Source organism: Mesorhizobium sp. M8A.F.Ca.ET.202.01.1.1 (assembly GCF_004791595.1).
Lineage (GTDB): Bacteria > Pseudomonadota > Alphaproteobacteria > Rhizobiales > Rhizobiaceae > Mesorhizobium.
In genome coordinates, this window is the sequence record NZ_SRUN01000004.1 from 477,879 (window position 1) to 502,479 (window position 24,601).

Below are 24,601 nucleotides of genomic sequence, written 5' to 3' on the forward strand. Positions count from 1 at the left end.
GGTCAGCCGTGATCGTGCCGATGATGCAGGTCGGGATAGTGCGGATGCTTGTGACGCAGCGGCGCATGCCGGTGCCAGTGCGAATGCGGCTCGCTGACCGGCCCGTCATGATGATGCTGGTGATGCTCGTCATGCACATGGCTGTGCTCGTGTTCCAGCGCTTCGTGGTCGTGCTCGTGATCATGACGCTCGGACAGATGCAGCCACAGGCCAACCCCCATCAGCAGGCCGGCAATGCCGAGCTTGAGCGTGACGGCATCGCCCAGCATCAGGATCGCCAGCAACGCGCCGATGAAGGGAGCGAGCGAATAATAGGCTCCCGTGCGTGCCGTGCCGAGATGCCGCAGCGCGAGGATGAACATGACGAGGCTGACGCCGATGCCGAAGAAACCGACGGCGGCCGTGGCCATCACCGTGGTCGCGGCCGGAAACGCCGCGCCGGAGGCGAGCGCCAGCCCGACATTGGCGGCGCCCGCCACCAACCCCTTCAGCATGGCGATGGCCACCGGATCGGCCGCCGATATCTTGCGGGTGAAATTGTTGTCCAGGCCCCATGCCAGGCAGGCACCCGCGACAAGCAATGCGCCAAGATTGAAGGCAACGCCTTGCCCCGCCCAGGACAGCAGCAGCGCGCCCGCCAGGATGGCGAAGGCGCCGAAAAGCAGGCGCCGGTCGACATTCTCGCGATAGACGAGCCAGGCAATGGCCATCGTCGCCAGCCCCTCCAGATTGAGCAGCAGGGCGGAACTGGACGCCGTGTTGAGGGTGAGGCCGAACATCAGGAGAACCGGTCCGACGATGCCGCCCATGCCGATCGCCAACGCCAGCCACGGAATATCCGCGGCGGCCAGGCGCGCCTCGCCGGCGCCGGCCTGCCGGCCACGCAAGAGCCGGTAGAGCGCCAGGCCAATGCCGGCGCCGAGATACAGCAGACCCGCCAGCATGAACGGGCTGACGCTGCCGAGCAGCAGCTTGGACAGCGGCGGCGTCGCGCCGAACAAGGCGGCCGAGCCAAGGGCAAGCGGCACGCCTGGCCACAGATGCGAATGGGACTGTGCTTCGGACATGGCTCACCCTATCACGGCGGCGCGCCATGTCATCGACGGGACCGCACGACACGGCTTGCGCCGCTGTCCAACCGATGCGTCAGCTCCGATGCATCGCCGCCTTCGGCCCGACGCATTTGTTGTCGCGAAACAGCGCCCACTCCTCGCACAGGCGACCATTGGGCAAGCGGCAAAACCCGTATTCGTTGCCGGCCTTGTCCTTCCTGACCACGAAGCGGCCGCCGATCGCACCGCAATGGACCGATGCCGGATTGGCCATGGCGACCGTTTTTTGCGCGGCGTCGGCAGCGACGAGCATCAACGACATCCAAGGCAAGACCGACGGCCAGCATCAAAAAATTGTTCGTGCGGTCTCTCCTTGGCGGCATCTCTACCACGGCGAGGCGTCCTGTCCCGAGGCTAGATGTCAAATTTGTCGGAACGCCGGATCAGGTGCCGTTGAGGCGGTACCTGATCCGGCGCCGGAAACCTCATTATCCAAGTGAGGTGATGATCTCGCGATAGGCGAATTCGGGGAAGGCCTTCATCGTCCGCGTCCTGATGTTGCCGGCTGCCGCCAGCATCAGCGAGAAACGCGCCAGGATCGCGTCGTCGGGCGCCTCGACCACCGCCACCATGTCGTACTCGCCCATGGTCAGGTAGAACGCCTTGAACGATCCACCCATCTCACCCAATTGCTTCCTGGCGGCGTCGAGCCGCTTCGGTGACTCGCGCAAATTTTTGGCGCCCTGCTCGGTCCAGTTCATCAGCACGATGTAGCTTGTCATGGCACACCTCCCTCCGGGGCCACGGAGCACGGCAACGAGGCCGTTGGTCTGTCGACACGGTCTCGACCGGGGCGGGCTTCCGGGGTTGTCGCCCGAAAAATGCATCCGACGTCGGATTATCCTCCCGCTGCCGACGTCCTGCAAGCACTACCGCGCCGGCCCCATTGCAGTGGGCGCGGCCAGTTGAAGCCCTGTTTGAAAACCCGCTTGATTGCGGCAATCTCCGTCGTGGCGTCAGCCCGGCAAAACGTCCGAGGCCCGTCCAGCCGCCGGAGAGCTTCATGCGCGAGACAACAGACCTGCCACCGGTACAGATCGACATTCCCGCCGCGTGGATCGGCGAGGATATGGCCAGGCATCCCGAGACATGGCTCGTCGAACTGGAGCCGCAGGACGTGGCGGAGTTGGAAGCCGCCGCAACCAGCTTCCTTGCCGGCTCGCATGATATCGGCGGCCTGACCAAGGCGGTTTTCCCCTTGCCTCGTCTGGGCGGCCATCTTGCCGCCCTTCGGGAAAAACTGATCGCAGGCATCGGCTTCGAGGTGCTGCGCGGTCTCCCGGTCGAAAGATATTCCGCCGAGATGGCGGCAACGATCTTCTGCGGGGTTGGCGCCCATCTGGGCAGCGCGCGGTCCCAGAATGCCCAGGGCCACATCCTCGGCCATGTCCGCGACATCGGCGCCGACGCCAGGGACACCAGGACGCGCATCTACCAGACGGCGGAGCGCCAGACATTTCACACCGATTCCGCCGATGTCGTCGGCCTGCTTTGCCTGCAAGACGCCATGCAAGGCGGCGAGTCCCTGCTGGTCAGCACGGTGACGATCTACAACGAGATGCGAAAAAGACGGCCTGATCTCGTCCGCATGCTGTTTGATCCGATCGCCACCGACCGGCGCGGCGAAATACCGGAAGGGCAAAAGCCCTATTTCGAAATCCCGGTGCTCAACTGGCATGCCGGACTGCTGACCGGCATCTATCAGCGCCAGTACATCGACAGCGCGCAACGCTTTCCCGATGCCATGCGCCTCACCGCCGCCCATATCGAGGCGCTGGATCTCTTCGACAGCCTCGCCAATGATCCCCGGTTGAACCTGTCGATGCGGCTACGGCCCGGCGACATGCAGTTCGTCTACAATCATTCGCTGCTTCACGACCGCATGGGCTTTCGCGATTGGCCGGATCCGGCCAAGCGGCGTCATATGCTGCGCCTGTGGCTGTCGGTCCCCGGCGACCGTCCGCTGCCTGAATGCTTCAGGCAGCGTTATGGCTCCATCGAGATCGGCAACCGGGGCGGCATCATCGTCAAGGGCGCTCGGCTGAACGTGCCGTTGCTTTGACGCCTGAAACGAAAAAGGGCGCCAACCGGCGCCCTTAACTCTTCGCGACAAAAATGAACTCAGCTGTCCAGGAAGCTGCGCAGCTTGCGGCTGCGGCTCGGATGCTTGAGCTTGCGCAGCGCCTTGGCTTCGATCTGGCGGATACGCTCGCGGGTGACCGAGAACTGCTGGCCGACTTCTTCCAGCGTGTGGTCGGTGTTCATGCCGATGCCGAAGCGCATTCTGAGCACGCGCTCCTCGCGCGGCGTCAGCGAGGCCAGGACCCGTGTCGTCGTCTCGCGCAGATTGGCCTGGATCGCCGCGTCGATCGGCAGGATCGCCATCTTGTCCTCGATGAAATCGCCCAGATGCGAATCCTCCTCGTCGCCGACAGGCGTTTCGAGCGAGATCGGCTCCTTGGCGATCTTCAACACCTTGCGCACTTTTTCGAGCGGCATGGCAAGCTTTTCGGCCAGTTCCTCTGGCGTCGGCTCGCGGCCGATCTCGTGCAGCATCTGGCGCGAGGTGCGCACGATCTTGTTGATCGTCTCGATCATGTGCACCGGAATGCGGATGGTGCGGGCCTGGTCGGCGATCGAACGCGTGATCGCCTGCCGGATCCACCATGTCGCGTAGGTCGAGAACTTGTAGCCGCGGCGGTATTCGAACTTATCGACCGCCTTCATCAGGCCGATATTGCCTTCCTGGATCAGGTCGAGGAACTGCAGGCCGCGATTGGTGTATTTCTTGGCGATGGAGATGACGAGGCGCAGATTGGCCTCGACCATTTCCTTCTTGGCGATCGCGGCTTCGCGCTCGCCCTTCTGCACCTGGTTGACGATCTTGCGGAATTCCAGGATCGAGATCGCCGTTTCGGTGGCCAGGTGCTGGATCTCGGCACGCAGGTCCTTGATCGCATCCTTCTCGTTCTTGGTGAATTCCTTCCAGCCGCGCGAGGTCAGATTGGCGATCGAACGCGTCCAGTTGGGGTCGAGCTCGGAGCCCTGATATTCCTTCAGGAATTCCTCGCGGCGCACGCCATAGCTTTCGGCGAGGCGCAAAAGCTTGCCCTCGTTCTGCACCAGGCGCTTGTTGATGTCGTAGAGCTGCTCGACCAGCGCCTCGATGCGCGCGGTGTTGAGCGAGAGCGACTTCACCGCCTTGATCAGCTGGTCCTTCAGTTCCTTCAGCCGGCGGTCCTGGCTGGGCGACAAAGTACCGGCGGCGGCCAGACGGTTCTCGACCTGCTGGTCCTGCAGCTTGCGCAGCTTCTTGTAGGTGTCGGCGATGACGTCGAGCGTCTCCATCACCTGCGGGCGCAGTTCCGCTTCCATCGCCGCCAGCGACAGGCTCGCCTCGTCCTCGTCTTCCTCGTCGTCGTCGCCGATGCCGCGCGTGTCGGCGCCGACGTTGGTGACGTCGTCTTCATCGTCGCGTCCGCGGCGCGGCTTTTCCTCGGCCTTGGGCGCTTCCTCGATGCGTTCGACAACGGGGGCCTGCTTGGCTTCGGGGCCGGCATAGGTGGCTTCGAGATCGATGATCTCGCGCAGCAGGATCTTGGATTCGTTGAGCTCGTCGCGCCAGATGATGATGGCCTGGAAGGTCAGCGGGCTTTCGCACAACCCCGCGATCATGGTCTCGCGGCCGGCCTCGATGCGCTTGGCGATGGCGATTTCGCCTTCGCGCGACAGGAGCTCGACCGAACCCATTTCGCGCAGATACATGCGCACCGGATCGTCGGTGCGGTCGGTCGGCTCTTTCTTGGTCGTGGTGGCGGCGACGGCGGTGCCAGTCTGCTCGGCCAGCTCGTTGGCGTCTTCCTCGGCATCGGCGGCCGTGTCGCCCGCCTCGGCCTCTTCGCCCTGCTCGTCATCCTCGACGACGTTGATGCCCATGTCGGACAGCATCGCCATCGTGTCCTCGATTTGCTCGGAGGTCACTTCCTCGGAAGGCAGCACCGAATTCAGCTCGTCCATGGTGACATAGCCGCGCTTCTTGGCGGCCTTGATCATCTTCTTGACAGCATCATCGGAAAGGTCGAGCAAGGGCCCATCGGTGGCGCCTTCGCGTTCGGTCTCGACCTCTTCCTTTTCCTTTGTCGCCATAGTCTTTATCTTCTCCTAGCGGCTGGCCATCGGGGCCGCGTAAGCTGTCGGACCAGTCAAATCGGATACGCCCGTTTTTCTAAACGCGCTTTACCCGGCCCATGAGCTGCATCCACTCTTTTGTTTGGTGCATGCCGTTGCCCCAAAACCGGGTTCCACTCTTGGGCGGCATACATTAAGTCCAGATTAACCCTAATATCTGTGGCAGGCGGGCCGCCTGTCCAGTGATCAAGTACCTTGCATCGCTTGTTTCCCGTCGATGCGGGTGCGGGTTAACGTTTCGAATCGTCCTGATTCCGCCATTCTGTCCGAAGGTCAAGCGCCTCTGGCATGATTCGCATGAAAAAAGCGAATCAATTACCCGACTTAGCGCGCCTCGCCCCCAAGGGAAGCGTGGCCGCGCCTTCATTCCCGCACTCAGCTGCACTTAGGCTCGCCCAGCTCTGCCCGACGAAACGCCGAATCCTTCGATCAGCGCTTCCGTCGCTTGTACATCCTGAAATTGCGCCTGAATTTCGATCAGATGGCGGAAGTTTTCGTCCGAAGGATCCGCTTCGAGGGCCGCTTCCGCCTGTTTCAGCTCCTTATGTAAGGTGCGCGCGCTGCGCTGCAAGTGCAACGCCTGGTTCAGAGCGTCGCGGGCATCCTCGAGGGCCGCCGTCTCCAGCGCCGGCCATTGCCGCGCCCGCTTGATCAGGCCGACGGCGCGCTCCCAGATCTCGGCGCAGCCGGCGCGTTCGATCGTCGCCACCACGGCGTGGCGGTCATTGGCCATGTCATGCGCCATCGCGTCGAGAATGGCGGCGTGCAGCCGCGTCAGGTCGGAATTGGCGAGGTCGAGGAACTCGACATGGGCGAAATTCTCGTCGATCAGTGCCGGGTGGTTGACCAGTGCCACGATGATCGTCGCCTCGCGCACCGACATCCCCTCGCCGCGCCTGACCAGCGCCGACTGGCCGAGGCTTTCGGTGATCGGCATGCGGCCGCCACCGGCCTTGGCGAATTGGCCGCCGGGCGCGGGCTTGCCCTGGCCGCGTTGACCGGGCCGGCCGCCATCCTGACGACCTTGCCGCGCATTGCGCTGGGAGCCGAAGAAGCTCAGCACCCGCTCGCGCATCTCCTGCTGGTAGTGGTAGCGCAGGCTTTCGTCGCGGATGCGGCTGGTCAGTTCGCGCAGCGTCTTCTCGAGTTCGGCCCGCCGCTCCGGCGTGTCGAAGACGCCGCCGGCCGTTTCGCGCATCCACAACAGGTCGACCAGCGGCCGCGCATCGGCCAGCACGGCGCGGAAGGCGTCAGGCCCCTCGGCCTTGACCAGATCGTCGGGATCCTTGCCTTCCGGCAGCAGCGCGAAGCGCGCCGAGCGTCCGGCCTGCACTGAGGGCAGCGCCATGTCGGCTGCCCGCCATGCCGCCTTCAGCCCGGCCTTGTCGCCGTCGAAGCACAGCATCGGCTCCGGCGCCATGCGCCACAACAATTCGAGCTGGTTTTCCGTGAGCGCGGTGCCGAGCGGCGCCACGACATTCTCGAACCCCGCCTGCGCCAGCGCGATCACGTCCATATAGCCTTCGACGGCGATGACCGTGCCGCCTTTCGCCAAGGCCTTGCGGGCGCGGGCGAAATTGTAGAGCACATTGCCCTTGTGGAAGAGCTCGGTGTCGGGCGAGTTCATGTATTTGGCGAGCGCATCGGGGGCCAGGGCGCGGCCGCCGAAGGCGATGATCTTGCCGCGCGAATCCGGGATCGGGAACATGATGCGGTCGCGGAACCAGTCATAGGAGACCGGAATGTCGTCGCCATGGCGCACCAGCCCGCAGGCCTCGATATCGGCTTTCGGCACACCCTTGGCCGCCAGATGCTCCTTCAGCGCATTGCGGCTGTCGGGCGCGAAGCCGAGCCGGAACGACTGCTGTGTCGCCGGCGTCAGCCCACGATCCCTGAGATAGGCGCGGGCCTTGGCGCCCTCCGGCCCTTGCAGGCGCTCCTGGAAGAAGGCGGTCGCCATCTCCATGACATCGGTCAGGCTGGCGCGTTCCTTCTCGCGCTGTTCCTCCCGTTCGTCGCGGACCGGCATCGGCACGCCGGCCATGTCGGCGATCTTCTCGACCGCCTCGGGAAAACTCAGTCCTTCGAGTTCGGTGAGAAACTTGAAATGGTCACCCGAGACCGAGCAGCCGAAACAGTGATAGCGCCCCTTCTTGTCCTCGCAGTGGAAGGACGGGCTCTTCTCGCCATGGAACGGACAGCACGCCCAATAGTCGCCGCGCGATGCGTTGGTCTTCTTGCGATCCCACGCCACGCGCTGGCCGATAAGCTGTGAAATCGGCACGCGGTCGCGTATCTCGTCGAGGAAGGCAGGCGGAAATCGCATCGGGGAACTCGTTTCGCCACCATATAATCATGCCCGCGATTTCAGACGACCCCCAATAGAGGCCATACCCGGTTTCCACAGGGCAAGGCCACTCCGCGGTCCGCTGATCAGTCGCCGTCGTCGACCAAACTCTCGATCGGCAATTCGAGAGCACGGGCAATCCGCAGCCAAAGCGTGACGTCCCCACCGCGCTTTCCGTTCTCGATATCCGAAAGATAGTTCTGGGTCACGCCCACGGAGGCAGCGAGAACGGCCTGGGTCTGCTTGCGGTATCTGCGCCAGAAGGCCAGCGGAGAGACCGCGCCAACAAGTGCTCGTGCTTCATCGGGCGTAAGACCGGGAAGCTGCCCGGCACGAAACCCGCCAAGCGCCTGCGCATGCTCCAGCGATTCACGAAGGGCTTCCAGTTCGCTGCGCGGCAGGATGGCCAGTTCCTCGCCACCTGGCGTCGTGACATAGGCGATGTTGTTCATCCCGGCATTCCTTCAATCATATACCGATCCACGCGGTCCGATCTTGGTCACGATGATCTCTTGATCCGTCTCTTCGAAGATCACGCGATAGTCGCCGACCCTTAAGCGCAGCGCCGACGATCCCTGCAAGGCCTTGACGCTGTTGGCAAGCGTACTCGCGTCCCTGGCATAGGTTTCGATCTTCGATAAAATCCTCTCGGCATCGACCCGATGCTTTCGCAACGCTTTTGCCGCCAAGGGCAGAAGTATGACCCTCTTCACCGTTTAAATATCGCATATTGTGATATTTTCAGCAAGGCGGGTCGGCATGAGACCGGATAGTCAAAAAGAAGGCGACCCTCGCGGGCCGCCTTCTATCGAAGGGCCGGCGAGATGCCGGCCATCGTCAATGATTATTGCGCGGCGAGCGCGCCGAAGATGACGCCGGAGAGGACGCCGACCAGCACATAGTCATTGCCGACGCGGATCCATTCCTGGCCGCGGCCGGGACGATGCAGGCCATAGCGGCCATAGTCGCGGATCGGCTGGTGCCGCCTCCAGCCAGAATATTTCTGGCCATTGCGCCAGTTGTTCCGCTTCACGACGACCTTCTTCTGGACGAACCGCTTCTGGATGACGCGCTTCTTGGCGTCCCGGTGGGTAGGCTTCTGCCAGTCGACCTTGGTGTAGTTCGACTGCGGCGCCACTGGCGCGTTCATCGGCGCTGCCTGGCCGGCAAGCGAGGTGGCGGCCAGAATCGAGAAAGCGAGGGCGGAAAGAACAATGCGTTTCATCAGAGGTCTCCTTGGTTGTCGATGCCGGGAGGGATAACGGCCAGGGGATGAACCGAAACTGAACGGCAGCATTACAATTGTGTAATGAATTCCTCTGCTTACAAAAAAGATTTGAACATCATCACAAAGATCGGCGCCAAAACATCGCAGATCCGGCCGATCCCCGCTCAAGCCGGTGCAACCCCTAGCGGACCCGTCCATTTTCCGACACCGGCTGTCGCCTCGCGGCGGCCCCTTGAAATCGACAAATTTTTATTATTCGGCTAAAATATTCCGGCTATATTCCAAGGCTGTCATGACCATGATTCGTACCCTCGCCTTCTCCCCCCGTCGCCATGCCGGCCGCGGCGAGCGCCATGCACGCATGCAGGCGCCGCGATGAGCGGCTCCGTCGTCCTCCTGCATCTGGCCGGCGCCGTCGCGCTGATGCTGTTTGCCACCCGCATGGTCAAGACCGGCGTCGAGCGCGCCTATGGCGACGTGCTGCGTCATCGCCTGCGCGCCACCATGCGCAACCCGATCATGGCGGTGCTGGCCGGCACCGGCCTCGCGATCGCGCTGCAAAGCTCGACCGCGGTCACGCTGCTGGTCGGCTCTTTCGCCGGTTCCGGCATCGTCTCGGGCGCCGCCGGCCAGTTGGCCGTGCGTGGCGCCGAGATCGGCTCTGCTCTGGTGGTCAAGCTGCTGACCTTCGATCTCACGCTGTTGGTGCCGCTCTGCCTGATATCGGGCACGGTGATGTTCATGGCCACCGAGCGGCGCGACTGGCGACAGACCGGCCGCATCCTGGTCGGCATCGGCCTCTTGATCCTGTCCCTGGAAATGATCGGCCAGGCGTCCGAGCCGCTGCGCAACAGCCAGTTGCTGCCGGTCATCCTCAATTATTTCTCCAGCGATTCCATCACCGCCTACCTGTTGGCGGCAATGATCACCTGGCTGTTCCAGTCGAGCATCGCGGCGGTGCTGTTGATGGCGACGCTGGCCGGCCGCGGCCTGATCAGCCCTGAACTCGGCCTCGTCCTTATCCTCGGGGTCAATCTCGGTTCGTCGCTGATCGCGCCGATGCTGACACGCTCGGCCAGCCCCGAAGTCCGTGTGGTGCCGGTCGGCAACCTCCTGATGCGCGGGCTTGGCTCGCTGGTCATGCTGATCCTGTTCATGATCTTCCGGCCGCATGTCGCCTTCCTCGGCTCGACGGCGGCCGATCAGATCGTCAACGCCCATATCCTGTTCAATGTGATCATCCTGCTCGCCGGCCTGCCGCTGGCCGGTTTGGTCTACCGAGCCTCCGAAAGGATCGTGGCCCTCGGCGCCAAGCCGGCGCCTGCCGCCACGCTCGAGGTCGTCGAACTGTCGGCGCTCAACGAAAGCGCGCTCGATGTGCCGAGCCAGGCTCTGGCCAACGCCACACGCGAGGTGGTGCGGGTCTGCGAGACGGTCGAGATCATGCTCAAGCGCATCATCGAACTCTATGAGGACGCCGACTCGGACAAGATCAAGGCGCTGGCGGCCCTCGACGACCGTGTCGACCGCAGGCACGCGGCCATAAAGCTCTACCTCGCAAAGGTGACCAGGAACCCGATGACCGAAGACGAGGCGCTGCGCTGCCAGGAGCTGATCGGCGCCTGTGTCAAGCTCGAGCAGGTCGGCGACATCATCGTGCGGAACATGCTGGTGCATGTGAAGAAGAAATTCGAGCGCGGCCTGGAATTCACCGACGAAGGCTGGAGCGAGTTGTGCGCCTTCCATGGCTCGGTGCTGGCCAATGCCCGTCTTGCCTTCAACGTGCTGGTGTCGCGAGACCCCGAGACCGCTCGCCAGCTTGTGCTGGAGAAGGACCGGTTGCGTGACCGCGAGAAGGAAACCAGCGCCAGCCATTTCCTGCGCCTGCGCGAAGGCACCGCCAGAAGCGTCGAAACCAGCTCGATCCACCTCGATACCATCCGCGACCTGAAGCAGATCAACTCGCTGCTGGCGTCGATGGCCTATCCCGTGCTGGAAGAGCGCGGCCTGCTTTTTGGATCCAGACTGAAGGCGAGCTGACAAAGTTGCCAATTTCCCCCTCGAGGGGGAGTTTGGCGCTTCATCGCCGCACCCCGCTCAAGAAAACCTAAACCGGCGACAAAAATTTCTGGATTGCCCGCCACGGCCATCCATGGTTTGAGCCTTCCATTTCGAGGGTTTGTTTTTCATGTCGCTGCCGCTCATCGCCCTGTTCATCGCCGCTTTCGCTTTCGGCACCACCGAATTCGTCATCGCCGGCGTGCTGCCGCAGGTGGCGCAAGGGCTTGGCGTTTCGGTTCCTTCCGCCGGCTACCTCGTCTCCGGCTATGCCTGCGGCATCGCCATCGGCGGTCCGCTGCTGGCGCTCGCCACCAAGAGCCTGTCGCGCAAGGCCTTGCTGCTCGGCCTCGCTGTCGCCTTCACGCTCGGCCAGGTGGCCTGTGCGCTGGCGCCCGACTTCACCTCCATGCTGTTGTTGCGCATTGCCGTGGCCGTCGCGCATGGCGCCTATTTCGGCGTTGCCATGGTGGTTGCCGTCGGCCTGGTGCGCGAGGATCAGCGCGGCATGGCGGTGGCCGTCATCCTGTCGGGCCTCACCGTCTCCAACGTCATCGGTGTGCCGGCGGGCACCGCCATCGGCAACATCTGCGGCTGGCGCGCGACATTCTGGGTGATGGGCGCACTGGGCGTGGCGGCAACTCTTGCCATGGCGGCTTTGTTGCCGCGCGCTACCGGATATCAGGCCAAGTCGGCGAGCCTTGCCAGCGAGGTCCGCGTGCTGGCGCGCCAGCAGGTCTGGACCTCGCTGATCCTGATGCTGATGCTGATGCTCGGCCAGTTCTGCCTGTTCACCTACATCACCCCAACGCTGCTGGAGGTCACAGGGCTCGACGAAAACCTGGTGCCCTGGGTGCTGCTGCTCAACGGCGTCGGCGCCACGCTTGGCGTCTTCCTCGGCGGCAAACTGTCCGACTGGAAACTGATGCCGTCGCTGATCTCCATGCTCGCCCTGCAGGCGGTGACGCTGGCCATCATCTATCTCGTCAGCCCCTACCCCCTGCCGATGGTTGTCGCGATCATCGTCTGGGGCGGTCTCAACTTCGCCATCGGCACCCCCATCCAGACCCGCATCCTGGCCTGGACGGCGGATGCCTCCGGTCTCGCCGCTTCGCTCATCCCGTCCGGCTTCAATATCGGCATCGCTTTGGCCGCGTCGCTCGGAGCAGCCATGCTCAATGCCGGCTACGGCTATCGCAGCCTGCCGGTTGTTGGCGCCTTCGCGATGGCGGTTGCCGTCATCGTGGCTGTCATTTCCCATCTCTGGGAACGGCGCAGCGACATCAGCCCGCCGGTACCGGTGGCCGCCGAATAACATGGCAAGGACTGTCGCTGATTTCGGCCTGACCTGCGGCACCTTGCCGACGGGCACGCACAATGCGATCACCGATGTGCCTGGCGTGCGCGTCGGTCACTGCACGCTGCGCGACGGCGACATCAACACCGGCGTGACCGCGGTCCTGCCGCATGGCGGAAATCTGTTCCGCAAAAAGGTGACGGCGGCAAGCCATGTCATCAACGGCTTCGGCAAGACCATCGGGCTGATGCAGGTGCAGGAACTCGGCACCATCGAGACGCCTGTTCTCCTGACCAACACGCTCTCGGTCGGCATCTGCGCCACGGCGCTGATCCGTGACGCCATCCGCCAGAACCCCGATATCGGCCGCACCACCGGAACCGTCAATCCGGTGGTCGGTGAGTGCAATGACGGCCCGCTGAACGACATCCAAGCCCTGGCGATATCGGAGGAGCATGCCCTTGCCGCGCTCGCCGATGCGCGTGAGGGCGCCGTCGAACAGGGCAATGTCGGCGCCGGAACGGGAATGAGCTGCTTCGGCTTCAAGGGCGGCATCGGCTCGGCCTCCAGGAAGATCGCGCTTGGCGGCGGACATCATCTTGGCGTTCTGGTCCTGTCGAATTTCGGCAGGCCCGGCGACCTCGTCCTGCCCGACGGGCGCCGGCCCGATCCCAGGCGGCACGCCGAGCCCGAACGCGGCTCGATCATGATCGTTCTGGCGACGGATGTGCCGCTCGAACACCGCCAGCTCGAGCGCGTGGCGCGCCGCACCGGGGCCGGCATCGCCAGGCTTGGCTCCTTCTGGGGCAATGGCAGCGGGGACATCGCCATCGCCTTCAGCACCGGCAGCCTGATCGACCATGATGAAAACCGCGATCTGGTGCCGCTGCTCGCGCTCAACGAAGCGCGCATCGACATTCTTTTCAGGGCGGCGGCGGAAGCGACGCAGGAGGCGGTGCTGAACTCCATGCTTTCCGCCGACGCTTTCACCGGCCGGGCCGGCACGCACCGCGCATCGCTCGCCGACTGGTTCGGCGATCAGGTTGAAAGGCGATAGGCTTACAAATCGATCCGGAACCGCAGGCTCTCTACCCCGCCATAGGCGGCGTCCTCGAAGAAGCGCTCGACGAGTCTGCCGCCATTGGCCAGGATCACCTTGTGCGAGGCCGGATTGCCCGGCTTGGCAGTGAGCTCGACATAGGGCAGGCGGACCGCCCTCGCCTCGTCCAGCATCAGCCTCACCGCCTCGGTGGCGTAGCCGCGCTTTCGCTTCCACGGCACCACGGCATAACCGATATGGCCAAGCACGTGCGGCGGCAGTTCCGCCGTGCCCTTCTGCCAGCGAAAGCCGATCGAGCCCGACGCCTCGCCGTCCCAGATCCAGCGGCGGAAACCCGGCAGGCGTGGCACTTGTGTGCCGTCTGGCAAGGCGATGGGCGGCCCCTTGGCCTCGGGATCGTCGAGGCTGGCGAGGAATGCCATGGGGTCCTCGTCGATCGCCGCAAGCTCCGCGCGTGTTGCCTCCATGAGCCGCACATTGTCCGGCGACCAGCCGCGTTCGAGCGCCGCCTTGTAGGACGGCAGATGTTCGAGCGCGGGTTTGACGATCTCGATCATGGTCGATGCTTCCTGAAAAACGAAGCAGGCATACCCTTGGACAGCAGAGCGCTCAAGCCGCCTGAAAGCGGATCTCGGCGGATCGAAAATCGGGGGGACGTTTTTCAGGCTTCCACAGCCGCCTTGGGCCGGCATGGCTGGTTGCGCGTCTCCCTCGGCTTTTCGCGCATACTTGCCGGCGCGCTAAACAAGATGTGTTTCGCCTGATGGCGCGCGGCGTTTTATGATTGTGCTTGGGTGATTCATCGTGGGGAATCACGAACGGCTTCGACAGGAGAATGGGTCCGGTGCGGTTGAGATCTGTCCCGTTGGGTGTCGTTACGCTCCTCGGCCTCCTCGTCGTCGTCATTGCCCTGACGGCATCGGCCCGATCCTTTGCCGCGCCATCGGCCGTTCCCGCCTGGCTGCAGGCCCACGTCGGCAACGCCGACGGCCAGATTTCACAAGTGGTGCTGGAGCGGGCGCGCTCGCTTTACCTGCAGAAGGTGGCGCAGGGCGCCGTCCGGAACCCCTGCTATTTCGCCATGGACGCCACCCGTCCCGGCGATCTCGGCAATGGCGTGCTGGGACGCCGCTACTATGTCGTGTGCGAAGCCAGCCAGTCGTTTCGCGCGATTTCGGCGGGCCATGGCGGCGGCCGGAACCTGAAAGGCACCGTGAACTTTTCGAACGGCAGGCGCTGCGCCAAGAACTTCGGCAACGCCATGGATTCGGAACTGACCGCCGGCGGCGCCTACATGACCCGCGAAGCGAAAACCTCGTTCAAGGGCTTTTATCGCACCGGCGCGAAACAGGACGTGGCTTTCCAGCGCACTTTCATCCAGTTCGACGGCGAAGGCGAGGCCGCCAACGCCAGGCAGCGCGTGATCGGCGGCCACGCGGCGCAGGTGCTGCGCACCATGTGCATGCGCAAGACCCCGAACAGCGCCTATGCCGACCACGACGGCATGGTGCCGTTCGGCAAGCTGGTGGACTATGCCGGCGGCCGCAGCAATGGCTGCACCAGTTGGTCCCCGGCCGATGCCAGGCAACTCATCTCGATGGTGAAGGACAATCCGACGACGCTCTACATCTACCCGGAATCGCGCGACATCGCCGCCATTGCGAGCGGCCATTCCGCTTCGGGCACCTACTGGAACGCATCCTGCCTGAAGGAGATCGGTACGCCGAAATTCTGGCCGCGAAAAACCCTCGAGCCTGTCATCGCCCAATATAAGCAGGATCATCCCGCGCCACCTGCGCAGCCACTGCCGATCTGCAAGGAGCCGTGAGACGGTACCCACGGCGCCCTGCACCGGCTTAGTGCAGGAAATCGAGCACGGCCTTCATGAACTCAGCGGGGTATTCCACGTTCGACAAGTGGACCGCGGGCAGCACGACGAGCTTCGCGCCGGGCACCGCGGCCGCGATCAGCTCGCTATGGCTCGCCGCCGTCACCGTGTCGTGCTCGCCGGCGATCACCAGCGTCGGCCGGGAGATCAGCGCGATGGTGCGGCGAAGATCGGCATCACGAACCGCCGCGAACAGGCCGGCCAGGCCTTGCCGGTCGATCGCAAGCAGCATGGCGCGAAAGTCCTCGATGACGGGTTCGTTGGCCGCCACCATTTGCGCGGGGAACCAGTTGTTGAGGAACAGTTCGGCGGTTTCCGACATGTCCGGGGCCTGCCGCACGACGGCAATCCGCTCGTCGAAATAGCTCGCCGGCGCGAGGTGAGACGAGGTGTTGCTCAAGATCAGCCGGTCGATCCGCTCGGGCGCGTGGATGCCGAGCCACTGTCCGACGAAGCCGCCCAGCGATAGGCCGAGGAAATGCACGCGTCCAAGGCCAAGCGCATCGATGAGTTCGATCACGTCGCGGCCAAGCCGGTCGAGCGAATAGGCGCCGGCTGGCGCGCTCGAGCAGCCATGGCCGCGAAAATCGTAACGCAGAACGCGGAAATGCCTGGACAGTTCGCCGACCTGCTGATCCCACATATGCAGCGTGGTGGCGATGGAGTTGGACAGCACCAGCACCGGCTTTCCGGCGTCGCCGTCGAAGCGGTAGGCGATGCGCGTGCCGTCGCCGACAGTCACGAAATTCAGCTCGCTCATGTTGAAGATCCTTTTGGAACGTTGAATGAGGCAAAGCGTAGCCGTGGTCTGGTTTTGGTGATATTACAAAGATAGGACAATCTCTGTAATCAAAGCTGACATGGCCGAATTCACCTTGCACGACCTTCAGTGCTTCGACGCCGTGATCCGCACCGGCGGCTTTCAGCCGGCCGCGGCCATGCTGCACCGCTCGCACCCGGCGGTGTTCGCCGCTGTCGCCAAGCTCGAACGGCAGCTCGATCTGGTTCTTCTTGACCGCAGCGGCTATCGCGTTCGTGCGACGGAAGCGGGGCTGTCGTTCCAGCGGCGCGCGCAGCAGCTGCTGCGCGAACTGGACGGCCTGCGCGTCCATGCCGCCCAGCTTTCGATGGGCGAGGAAAGCGAAATCCATGTCGTGATCGGCGACCTCTGCCCGCGCCCGCGGGTGCTGGGCATGCTCGGACGGTTCTTCGCCCAATGCCCTGGCACCCGGCTGCATCTCCATTTCGAAGCCGTCGGCGGCCCGTCGGAGCGTCTTTTCGACGACAAAGCCGATCTGATCCTGCACTGGATCGACAAGGGCGACGCACGGATCGAATGGATCGACCTCAGCAAGGTGCCCTTCATTCCCGTGGTGGCGCCGGGCTTCCTGCCCGAGCGCATCGAACGACCGATCACACTGGAGAAGATGCAGGCATTCACCCAATGCGTGATGCGCGACACCGCCCTGCATTCACCACGACAGGACTACTTCGTGGTCGAAGGCGCGCCGCAATGTCTGGTCCCCGATCAAGCCATGAAGAAGGAAATCATCCTCCAAGGCCTCGGCTGGGGCCACCTGCCGCATTTCCTGATCGCGGAAGAGCTGCGCGACGGGCAGCTCCTGTCCATTACCGGCAGTCATCTGCCGGGCCGCACCGACGACTTGGTCGTGGCGCGCCGCCGCGACCGGCCGCACGGGCCGGTCGCCAACCGTCTGTGGAACCATATCCAGCAGGAAGCGCCGGCTTTGCGCCGTGCGTTGGAGCCTGGGAAATCAACCCAATAGCAAGCTACGGCTTTGCCGTGAGTGGCCGTGTTGGACGCCTGCCGACGCGCGGGTAAAAGCCCTACTGCAGCAGCCCCTTGACGATGCCGCTTGCCTTGCCGAAATCCATCTGGCCGGCATATTTCTGCTTGAGCGCGGCGATCACCTTGCCCATGTCCTTCTGGCTGGCCGCACCGGTCGCGGCAATCGCCTCGCGCGCCGCCGCGGTGACCGCCGCATCGTCAAGCTGTGTCGGCAGGAAGGCGCGGATGATCTCCATCTCGCCGCGCTCCTGAGCCGCCAGTTCCGGCCGCTTGCCGTCCTCGAAGGCCTTGGCCGATTCCTCGCGCTGCTTCACCATCTTGGCCAGGATCTGCAGGATTTCCTCGTCGCTGGCAGGGTCCTTGCCGGCACCGCGATTGGCGATGTCGCGATCGTGGATGGCGGCCTGGATCAGCCGCAATGTCGGCAGCCGGTGCTTGTCCTGCGCCTTCATCGCGGTCTTCAGGGATTCGGCGATTTTCGCGCGCATTGATCTCTCTCCTTCGGTCGGCGCGGACAATAGCGCCGGGGACAGGCCAACGCAAACCCTCATATGCCAGGGCAAGCCTATGATATTCCTCAATGAAATAAATCGCGGCGGCGTTTCGCATGATCATTGACCGCCCTGCCCCCTTCCCCTATGTACTGGGCCTTGCATGAACTGAACCTTGACTGCGTGGAGGCTGCGAAATCGCTGCTTCGCGCCCTTTGCCGCGCAGATGGCCCGCCGGGCTCGTTGCAGCGCGGCCTGATAGGAGTGCCGCCATGGCCGAGATGACGCCCGCGCTGACCCCACCCTGGGCCACTGAAAAGCCGACCGCCCTTCTGGTGCTGGCAGACGGCACCGTCATCGAGGGTCGCGGCCTCGGCGCCACCGGCTCGGCGGTGGCCGAAGTCTGCTTCAACACGGCACTCACCGGCTACCAGGAAATCCTCACCGACCCTTCCTATGCCGGCCAGATCGTCACCTTCACCTTCCCGCATATCGGCAACATCGGCACCAATGGCGAGGACATCGAAGACCTCAACCCGGCCGCCCGCGCCGGCGCCGTCGGCGCCGTGTTCAAGGCCGATGTCACCAACCCGTCCAATTACCGCGCCGCCGGCGATCTCGATCAATGGCTGAAGAAGCGCGGCATCGTCGCGCTCTCGGGCATCGACACCCGCGCGCTCACCGCGCTGATCCGCGAAAAAGGCATGCCCAACGCCGTCATCGCGCACGCGCCCGACGGCGTCTTCGACCTCGCCGACCTGAAGCGGCGCGCCGCCGCATGGTCGGGCCTGATCGGGCTCGATCTCGCCAAGGAGGTCACGTCGGGCCAGTCCTCGGTCTGGCGCGAGACGCCCTGGGTCTGGAACGAAGGCTTTGGCGAGCAGGACGAGCCTTCGTTGCACGTCGTGGCCATCGACTACGGCGTCAAGCGCAACATATTGCGCCTGCTCGCCGGCCTCGGCGCCAAGGTGACGGTGGTTCCGGCCAGCACCGGTTCGGAGGAAATCCTCGCCATGCAGCCCGACGGCATCTTCCTCTCCAATGGCCCCGGCGATCCGGAAGCCACGGGCGACTATGCCGTGCCGGTCATCCAGGACCTGCTCAAGACCGACATCCCCGTGTTCGGCATCTGCCTCGGCCATCAGATGCTGGCGCTGGCGCTGGGCGGTAAGACCGCCAAGATGCATCAGGGCCATCACGGCGCCAACCACCCGGTCAAGGATCACACAACCGGCAAGGTCGAGATCGTCTCGATGAACCATGGCTTTGCCGTCGATGCCGACTCGCTGCCCGCGGGTGTCGAGGAAACCCATGTCTCGCTGTTCGACGGCTCGAATTGCGGCATCGCGCTCACCGGCCGTCCGGTATTTTCCGTCCAGCACCACCCCGAGGCTTCGCCCGGCCCGCAGGATTCGCACTATCTGTTCCGCCGCTTCGTCAACCTGATCCGCCAGAAGCGTGGTGAGGAATTGCTGGCCGAGCGGGCCTGATCCCGCAAAATCGGTGGCTGCGATAATATCGCTCAACAAAGAGCGATATTTATGCGATATTTGTACTCGTGAAGACGATCGTTCTTTCGGCACCGGCGGCTCGCGATCTCGACAACCTGCCGGCTGATGTCCGCGAGCAGGTTTCCGAGGGTTTGATCGCTTACGCGGCCAGCGGCCGTGGAGATGTAAAGCGCCTTTCCGGCAGGGACGGCTATAGGCTCCGGATTGGCCGCTACCGCGTCATATTCGATGAAGATCGCACCACGATCCTTGCGATCTATATCGGCAAGCGTGAAACGACGACCTACAGCAGGCCATGGGACAGGACATCATGAACGCCCCTCAAATCATAAGGACCTCGACCGGCGAAGAACTGGTCGTTATCCCGAAGGCGGATTACGAGGCATTGCTGCATGCGGCCGAAGAAGCCCAGGAAGACGCTGCGGATGTGGCTATCTACGATGAGCGGAAGTCTGAGTTCAAAGCTGAAAAGGCCCTGCCCGCCGAGGTGACCATGGATATTTTGCGAGGTTCCAGCCGCCTCAAGGCGCTGCGCAACTGGCGCAAGCTGACGCAAGCCGACCTGGCGCGGACCATTGGGGTCAGTCAGGGCTTCCTGTCGGACATTGAATCCAATCGCCGCAAACCCTCCGCGCAAACCAGCACGATGCTGGCAAAGGCGTTGGATGTCCCCGGCGAATGGATTGAAGCCTGATCCCCAACCTCACGCCACCGGCCGGCCTTCGCTGGCTTCCAGGATAGTGAACCATTGCTGGCGGTCGAGCACGATATTCAGTGCTTTGGCCATGGAAGCCAGACGTTCCGGCTTCATCGAACCGAGCACCGGCGTCCGGGCGCACGCCACCATCCAGCAGGCGCCACGCGCCAAAGACCAGGCGCGACAGCGACAGCCCGTCACTGGTCAGCGCGATGCGGCCGTCATGGCTCATGCCTGTGCTCCGTCTTCAGCCACATCGGCGGCGGCGTTTCCGATTGTCGCCGGTCTCGTCACCTTGGTGACGAAGACGATGACCGCCAGCACCAGGAAGCACGCGCCGACCAGATAGGGCGCGCCGCCGAAGGTGACGGGCGCGCTGGGTCCGGTGAACCAGGAAAAGATCGCGGTATAGAGCAGCGGCGTGATGATCGAGGTGATCGAGAAGATCGAGGTCATCGCGCCCTGCAGCTCGCCTTGTGCCGAAGGCGGCACCTTGGCGGCGGCGAGGCTTCTGAGCGGCGGATCGGCCAGCGCCTCCAGGCAACCGACGACGATCACCGCATAGACCATCCAGCCTTGCGAGGCGAAGGCATAGCCGAAGGCGCTGGCCGCGGTGAAGGTCAGGCCGATGACCGCCGTTCTCCACTCGCCGAGCCTGGGGATGACACGCGGCAGCACCGTGCCCATGACGATCGCGCCGCACAGGCCGAAGGCGCCGAGCGAGAAGCCGATCTGCTGCTCGCTCCAGCCATAGCGGTAGTTGGAGACGAACGACCACACCGCCGGATACATCATGTGGCCGAGCGTCATCAGGAAGAAGACCAGTCCGATCCAGCCTATGCCTTGGTACTGGCGCATCTGCAGGAGCGTGCCGACCGGATTGGCGCGTTTCCACTCGAAGCGGCGGCGATGCTTTTCATCGAGCGTCTCGGGCAGGAAGAACATCGCGATCAGGAAGTTCACGAAGGCGAGCCCGGCGGCGAAAAAGAACGGCACGCGCGGGCCGAACGTGCCGAGCAGGCCGCCCAGCACCGGCCCGATGACGAAGCCGACGCCGAAGGCAATGCCGAGCAGGCCGAAATTCTTCGCCCGGTTCTCGTCGTTCGAAATGTCGGCGATGAAGGCCGACGTCGTCGAATAGCTGGCGCCCGAAATGCCGGCCAGCACACGTCCGATGAACAGCATCGGATAGGACCAGGCAATGGCGCAGATCAGATTGTCGATGGAGAAGGTCAGCACCGAGGCGAGCAGGATCGGCCGCCGTCCGAACCGGTCGCTCAGGCCGCCCATGATGGGCGCGAAGAAGAACTGCATGGCCGCATAGACGAAGAACAGCCAACCGCCCTCGATCGCCGCTTCGCTGATGCCGACGCCGGTCAACTCCCTGAGAAAGGCCGGCAGCACAGGCATGATCATGCCGAAGCCGATAATGTCGAGCAGCAGCGTCGTGAAGACGAGCGCGAGGCCCCGCCTGGCGGTTTTGGGGTCGATCATGATGGTCAAGCTCCTCTGGCCGTCCTGGGGCGCGGGCGGACGCACCTTATAGGCGAGCAAGCAAAAAGGAACAGTGAGGGAACAGGCAGGAAGCTTTGATCCTGACACTCCCTGACGGCGTCTCGCCGTCACGTCTTTTTCCGAAAACGACTGCTTAGAGCGGCCCGCTCATCGTATTGCAGTCCGACAGCTTGCCGCTCTTGTAGCCGCGCGTCAGCCAGGTCTGACGCTGCTGCGAGGTGCCGTGGTTGAAGCTTTCCGGCACGACATAGCCCTGCATCTTCTTCTGCAGCGTGTCGTCGCCGATCTGCTTGGCCGCGTTCAGCGCGCTTTCGAAGTCGCCCTGCTCCAATATGCCCTTCTGCCCGGTGTAGTGCGCCCACACGCCGGCGAAGCAGTCGGCCTGCAGTTCGATGCGCACCGACAGCTGATTGGCATCGGCTTCGCTCATGCCTTGGCGCATCTGGTCGAACTTGCCCATGATGCCGGTGAGGTTCTGTACGTGGTGGCCGACCTCATGCGCGATGACGTAAGCACGGGCGAACTCGCCGGAAGCGCCGAACTGCTGGTCGAGCTGCCGGAAGAAGGTCATGTCGAGATAGACCTTGTGATCTCCAGGACAATAGAACGGTCCGGCCGCGGCGGAAGCAAAACCGCAGGCGGAGCGGACCTGGCCGGAAAACAGCACCAGCTTGGGGTCCTCATAGGTCAGGCCTTGCGACTTGAAGATGCCCGTCCAGGTGTCCTCGGTCTCGGCGAGCACGGTCGCCACGAACTGTTTCATCTCGTCATTGGCCGGGCTACCCGCGCTGCTATCCTGACCACCGCCGCTGTTGTCCGTGATCTGGCCACCGCCGCCCGGCAGCAGGCCGCCGTCGCCACCGCCCAGGATCGCCGAGGGATCGAAGCCGAAATACCAGCCGGCGATGACGACAAGGATGACGAGGATGATACTGCCGCCGCCACCCGTCCGGCCGCCGATGGGCAGTTGGAACTGACCGCCGCCGCCACCGATCCCGCCGCCGCCACTGTCGCTGCGGTCGTCCTCGATATTGTCACTCTGACGACGGCCTCTCCAGAGCATGGCAACTCCTCGCTGCAAACTTTCCCGTTGTTCCGGCAGGCCGGCTCAATCCAACAAACAATTATCGTAATGGTTGCGCCAAGTCACAGCATTTTTCGTGAGGGCGGCAGCGCTGGGTGGCCGTTTCACCGCACTGGCCGGGAGCGCGCAAGGCCTGTAGCATCGCCGGGATCGGAGGGGTTCGAGGCTTGAGGACGATCGCAGGTTTCCTGTCGCTGCTGGTGCTGTGCCTTGGGCTTGCAAATGCCGGCGCGGTGACGCTCGATTCCAGCGTCGCGGTCACCGATCCCGCCACCTTGCAAGCGCTGGAGCGTGGCGGCCTGTCGATCAGCCGCCTGCTCGGCCCCGCCCTCGGCCTCACCCGCGACGTCGACAATCGCGGCCTGTTTTCGGTGCCGGCGCTGGCCACGGTGCGCGACACGGTCAAGCGCGAGATATCAGACGAGCCCAAGACCAGCCCCGACCCCTATGTCGCGGCCATGGCGAAATCGAACGACACCAGCCAGAAATTCAATCCCAGATACATCGATGACGACGGCTCGACGCTCGACCTCACCGGCGTCGTCAACCGCATGGACCGAGGCTATCTCGGCCACACCGAATGCGGCGAGATCCGGCTGATCTACCGCTTCCACTATTCGGTCCAGGAAAAACCGGCGAACGGCAAGCCCGGCCAGCGCATTTCATCGCGCCTGCCGCTGACCATGAGCCTGGTCTTCAACGCCAAGCCTGGGAAGGCGCAGGCCCGCGCTTCTAAGGACCTTCCCAGCGCCACCGACGCGTCCTGCGCGGACGTCGCCCGGCGCTGGCTGGCCGCCGGTCGAAAGGACTTGCCACCCGAGCAATTGGCCGCCTGGCTGCGCTCCGACGAAGGCCCGCTGTCCGGCGCCATGCTGAATTCCTCGCAGATGATGCGGCTCGAACTCAACATGCAGGTGCTCAGGCTGTCGGCGTCGACGCGGCGCGATTTCGGCGGCCATGCCGAGTATCTCCTGAAGATCTTCAAATGGGATCCGGCCATTTCGAGCTTCTATGAAGCCAGGATGGAAAACGAGATCGACCGGGCGACGGTGCTGGCTGACAGGCCCGCCTTCGCCAAATGGCTGCTTACTGACCGCAACATCTACGATCTCGATCACGGACGGCTGATCGTCGACGAGAAATTCCTGGCCAAGAGCGCCGTCTCGGTGGCACCCGGCGGCTTGAGCCGCTCGCAGAACAACATCGTCCATGGGCTGGTCGATGACGCCGACATCGACAAGGCGCTGAAGGACTATGTCGCCAGGGGCAACACGCTTGCCACCATCAAGTCGGTCGCCGGCTTCAACCTGCGCCTCAACGAGATGTCCTGCACCGGCTGCCACCAGACGCATGGCATTGCCGGCTTCCACTATACCGGCGCCGACCCGGCCAGCGAGCCGCGCCGCAATGCCGTCTTCGTGCCGGGCTCGGCCGTCTTCTTCGCCGACCTGCCGCGCCGCCGCGCCATCGTCGAGGAATTCGCCGCCGGCGGCCATCCCGATTTCACCAGGGGTTTCGCTGCCCGTCCCGACCGGAAATACGCTGACGCGCTGAAAGGCACCGATCTCTACAATGGCTGGGGCTCGATCTGCTATCGCGGCGAGGATGAAAGCTTCAAGGACTGGACCTGCGGCACCGGCCTGCGCTGCGCCGGGGTCCACGAAAGCGCCATCCATCCTGGTTTCGGCACCTGCGTCAGCGAGAAAGGCACCGCGGTCGGCGACCCCGTGGAATTCGGCGAAATCAGGATGTCGACCTGGGGCAGCGACCGGTATTGCCGCCTGTCGCCGGCAACCGCCAAGGATTGCGCCATCGATCCGGCACGCGACAGGAAGCCGGCGGTCAAGCTCGCCGGCTATGGCGCCGCGCGCCAGCGCTACGACAACCCCGAGCAGAAGACCGGCGGCTTTCCCGGCGGCATGCTGCGCAAGGCGAGCTGCGACAAACTTCCAGAAGAGGCAAGTTGCGGCCGCCTCGCCAAGACGGGCTTCAACGACTGTATCGCGTCCGGCAAGGACCATAAATTCTGCACGAAGGAATTCACCAAGACCGCCGGCCTGCGCGCCTGCGACAAGGCGCATCCCTGCCGCGAGGACTATATCTGCACCGCCGGATATGACGAGCTGCCCGAGGCCAAGCCTGGCGAGGGCACCTGCATCCCGCCCTATTTCATCTTCCAGTTCCGCGTCGACGGCCACCCGCGCAGCTGGAAGCAGGATGTTAGCGAGTGAGCTGTCCGCTGACTGCGCAACAGCCCGAAGTAAAACCTTCATTAACCATAAGCGGACTAAAAGCGTAAGCGATTCAAAGGGATC

Annotated in this window: 23 protein-coding genes; 10 read left to right on the plus strand and 13 right to left on the minus strand. The window is 63.8% G+C overall.

Features of this window, described 5'->3' with window-relative positions:
- Positions 1-2 precede the first annotated feature (2 nt).
- The 3 genes from EN845_RS12890 to EN845_RS12900 form a co-directional block, all read right to left on the minus strand.
- The gene (locus EN845_RS12890; protein WP_127870056.1) at positions 3-1,067 is read right to left on the minus strand and encodes a DMT family transporter; all 1,065 of its coding nucleotides are present in this window, start codon (positions 1,065-1,067) and stop codon (positions 3-5) included.
- Between the two features lie 79 nt (positions 1,068-1,146).
- Positions 1,147-1,365, minus strand: coding sequence for a DUF333 domain-containing protein (locus EN845_RS12895; protein WP_245511729.1), 219 nt, complete (start codon positions 1,363-1,365; stop codon positions 1,147-1,149).
- Between the two features lie 175 nt (positions 1,366-1,540).
- Complete coding sequence (locus EN845_RS12900) at positions 1,541-1,834, minus strand: GYD domain-containing protein (protein WP_127280454.1); 294 nt, start codon at positions 1,832-1,834, stop codon at positions 1,541-1,543.
- A gap of 281 nt (positions 1,835-2,115) precedes the next feature.
- Here EN845_RS12900 and EN845_RS12905 point away from each other — a divergent pair, with 281 nt between their 5' ends.
- Positions 2,116-3,174, plus strand: coding sequence for a TauD/TfdA family dioxygenase (locus tag EN845_RS12905; RefSeq protein WP_127870054.1), 1,059 nt, complete (start codon positions 2,116-2,118; stop codon positions 3,172-3,174).
- 59 nt (positions 3,175-3,233) lie between these two features.
- Here EN845_RS12905 and rpoD read toward each other — a convergent pair whose 3' ends face one another.
- The 5 genes from rpoD to EN845_RS12930 form a co-directional block, all read right to left on the minus strand.
- Positions 3,234-5,258, minus strand: a complete 2,025-nt coding sequence (gene rpoD / locus EN845_RS12910; RefSeq protein WP_127278332.1) for an RNA polymerase sigma factor RpoD — start codon at positions 5,256-5,258, stop codon at positions 3,234-3,236.
- A 427-nt stretch (positions 5,259-5,685) separates the two neighbouring features.
- A complete protein-coding gene (gene dnaG, locus EN845_RS12915) occupies positions 5,686-7,626 on the minus strand; it encodes a DNA primase (protein ID WP_127870053.1) in 1,941 nt (646 codons plus the stop codon).
- A gap of 107 nt (positions 7,627-7,733) precedes the next feature.
- Entirely contained in the window at positions 7,734-8,099 is a 366-nt protein-coding gene (locus EN845_RS12920; RefSeq protein WP_127278334.1) for a helix-turn-helix transcriptional regulator, read from the minus strand.
- Positions 8,100-8,111: 12 nt separating this feature from the next.
- Positions 8,112-8,360: a type II toxin-antitoxin system RelE/ParE family toxin gene (locus EN845_RS12925; RefSeq protein WP_127278335.1), complete on the minus strand. Its 249-nt coding sequence runs from the start codon at positions 8,358-8,360 to the stop codon at positions 8,112-8,114.
- Positions 8,361-8,491: 131 nt separating this feature from the next.
- The gene (locus tag EN845_RS12930; protein WP_127870052.1) at positions 8,492-8,872 is read right to left on the minus strand and encodes an RcnB family protein; all 381 of its coding nucleotides are present in this window, start codon (positions 8,870-8,872) and stop codon (positions 8,492-8,494) included.
- Between the two features lie 378 nt (positions 8,873-9,250).
- On the opposite strand from EN845_RS12930, the gene EN845_RS12935 reads away from it, so the two are divergent.
- The 3 genes from EN845_RS12935 to EN845_RS12945 all read left to right on the plus strand — a co-directional run bounded on the left by EN845_RS12935 (position 9,251) and on the right by EN845_RS12945 (position 13,287).
- Positions 9,251-10,915 (plus strand): Na/Pi cotransporter family protein, encoded by a 1,665-nt coding sequence (locus tag EN845_RS12935; RefSeq protein WP_127278337.1) that lies wholly within the window; start codon positions 9,251-9,253, stop codon positions 10,913-10,915.
- Positions 10,916-11,063: 148 nt separating this feature from the next.
- Positions 11,064-12,248, plus strand: coding sequence for an MFS transporter (locus tag EN845_RS12940; RefSeq protein WP_127870050.1), 1,185 nt, complete (start codon positions 11,064-11,066; stop codon positions 12,246-12,248).
- 1 nt (position 12,249) lies between these two features.
- The gene (locus tag EN845_RS12945; protein ID WP_127870049.1) at positions 12,250-13,287 is read left to right on the plus strand and encodes a P1 family peptidase; all 1,038 of its coding nucleotides are present in this window, start codon (positions 12,250-12,252) and stop codon (positions 13,285-13,287) included.
- A 2-nt stretch (positions 13,288-13,289) separates the two neighbouring features.
- Here the strand turns inward: EN845_RS12945 and EN845_RS12950 are convergent, their stop codons facing one another.
- Positions 13,290-13,847, minus strand: coding sequence for a GNAT family N-acetyltransferase (locus EN845_RS12950; RefSeq protein ID WP_127870048.1), 558 nt, complete (start codon positions 13,845-13,847; stop codon positions 13,290-13,292).
- Positions 13,848-14,134: 287 nt separating this feature from the next.
- Between EN845_RS12950 and EN845_RS12955 the strand changes: the two genes are divergently transcribed.
- On the plus strand, positions 14,135-15,118 hold the full coding sequence (locus EN845_RS12955) for a hypothetical protein (RefSeq protein WP_127279696.1): 984 nt from the start codon (positions 14,135-14,137) through the stop codon (positions 15,116-15,118).
- Positions 15,119-15,146: 28 nt separating this feature from the next.
- Here the strand turns inward: EN845_RS12955 and EN845_RS12960 are convergent, their stop codons facing one another.
- Complete coding sequence (locus tag EN845_RS12960; RefSeq protein WP_127870047.1) at positions 15,147-15,938, minus strand: alpha/beta fold hydrolase; 792 nt, start codon at positions 15,936-15,938, stop codon at positions 15,147-15,149.
- Between the two features lie 100 nt (positions 15,939-16,038).
- Between EN845_RS12960 and EN845_RS12965 the strand changes: the two genes are divergently transcribed.
- Positions 16,039-16,965: a LysR family transcriptional regulator gene (locus EN845_RS12965; protein ID WP_127870046.1), complete on the plus strand. Its 927-nt coding sequence runs from the start codon at positions 16,039-16,041 to the stop codon at positions 16,963-16,965.
- 61 nt (positions 16,966-17,026) lie between these two features.
- Here EN845_RS12965 and EN845_RS12970 read toward each other — a convergent pair whose 3' ends face one another.
- Positions 17,027-17,476 (minus strand): GatB/YqeY domain-containing protein, encoded by a 450-nt coding sequence (locus tag EN845_RS12970; RefSeq protein WP_127870045.1) that lies wholly within the window; start codon positions 17,474-17,476, stop codon positions 17,027-17,029.
- A 275-nt stretch (positions 17,477-17,751) separates the two neighbouring features.
- On the opposite strand from EN845_RS12970, the gene carA reads away from it, so the two are divergent.
- The 3 genes from carA to EN845_RS12985 all read left to right on the plus strand — a co-directional run bounded on the left by carA (position 17,752) and on the right by EN845_RS12985 (position 19,684).
- The gene (carA, locus tag EN845_RS12975; protein ID WP_127870044.1) at positions 17,752-18,969 is read left to right on the plus strand and encodes a glutamine-hydrolyzing carbamoyl-phosphate synthase small subunit; all 1,218 of its coding nucleotides are present in this window, start codon (positions 17,752-17,754) and stop codon (positions 18,967-18,969) included.
- A 68-nt stretch (positions 18,970-19,037) separates the two neighbouring features.
- Positions 19,038-19,304 carry a type II toxin-antitoxin system RelE/ParE family toxin gene (locus EN845_RS12980; RefSeq protein ID WP_127279691.1) on the plus strand — a complete coding sequence of 89 codons (267 nt, stop codon included), beginning with the start codon at positions 19,038-19,040 and terminating at the stop codon, positions 19,302-19,304.
- Positions 19,301-19,684: a helix-turn-helix transcriptional regulator gene (locus EN845_RS12985; RefSeq protein ID WP_127279690.1), complete on the plus strand. Its 384-nt coding sequence runs from the start codon at positions 19,301-19,303 to the stop codon at positions 19,682-19,684. The genes EN845_RS12980 and EN845_RS12985 overlap by 4 nt, the downstream gene beginning before the upstream one ends.
- Positions 19,685-19,915: 231 nt before the next feature.
- On the opposite strand, the gene EN845_RS12995 is transcribed toward EN845_RS12985, so the two are convergent.
- Positions 19,916-21,181 (minus strand): TCR/Tet family MFS transporter, encoded by a 1,266-nt coding sequence (locus EN845_RS12995; protein WP_127870043.1) that lies wholly within the window; start codon positions 21,179-21,181, stop codon positions 19,916-19,918.
- Between the two features lie 154 nt (positions 21,182-21,335).
- Positions 21,336-22,265: a neutral zinc metallopeptidase gene (locus tag EN845_RS13000; protein WP_127870042.1), complete on the minus strand. Its 930-nt coding sequence runs from the start codon at positions 22,263-22,265 to the stop codon at positions 21,336-21,338.
- 188 nt (positions 22,266-22,453) lie between these two features.
- Between EN845_RS13000 and EN845_RS13005 the strand changes: the two genes are divergently transcribed.
- Positions 22,454-24,517, plus strand: coding sequence for a hypothetical protein (locus EN845_RS13005; protein ID WP_127870041.1), 2,064 nt, complete (start codon positions 22,454-22,456; stop codon positions 24,515-24,517).
- Positions 24,518-24,601: the final 84 nt, after the last annotated feature.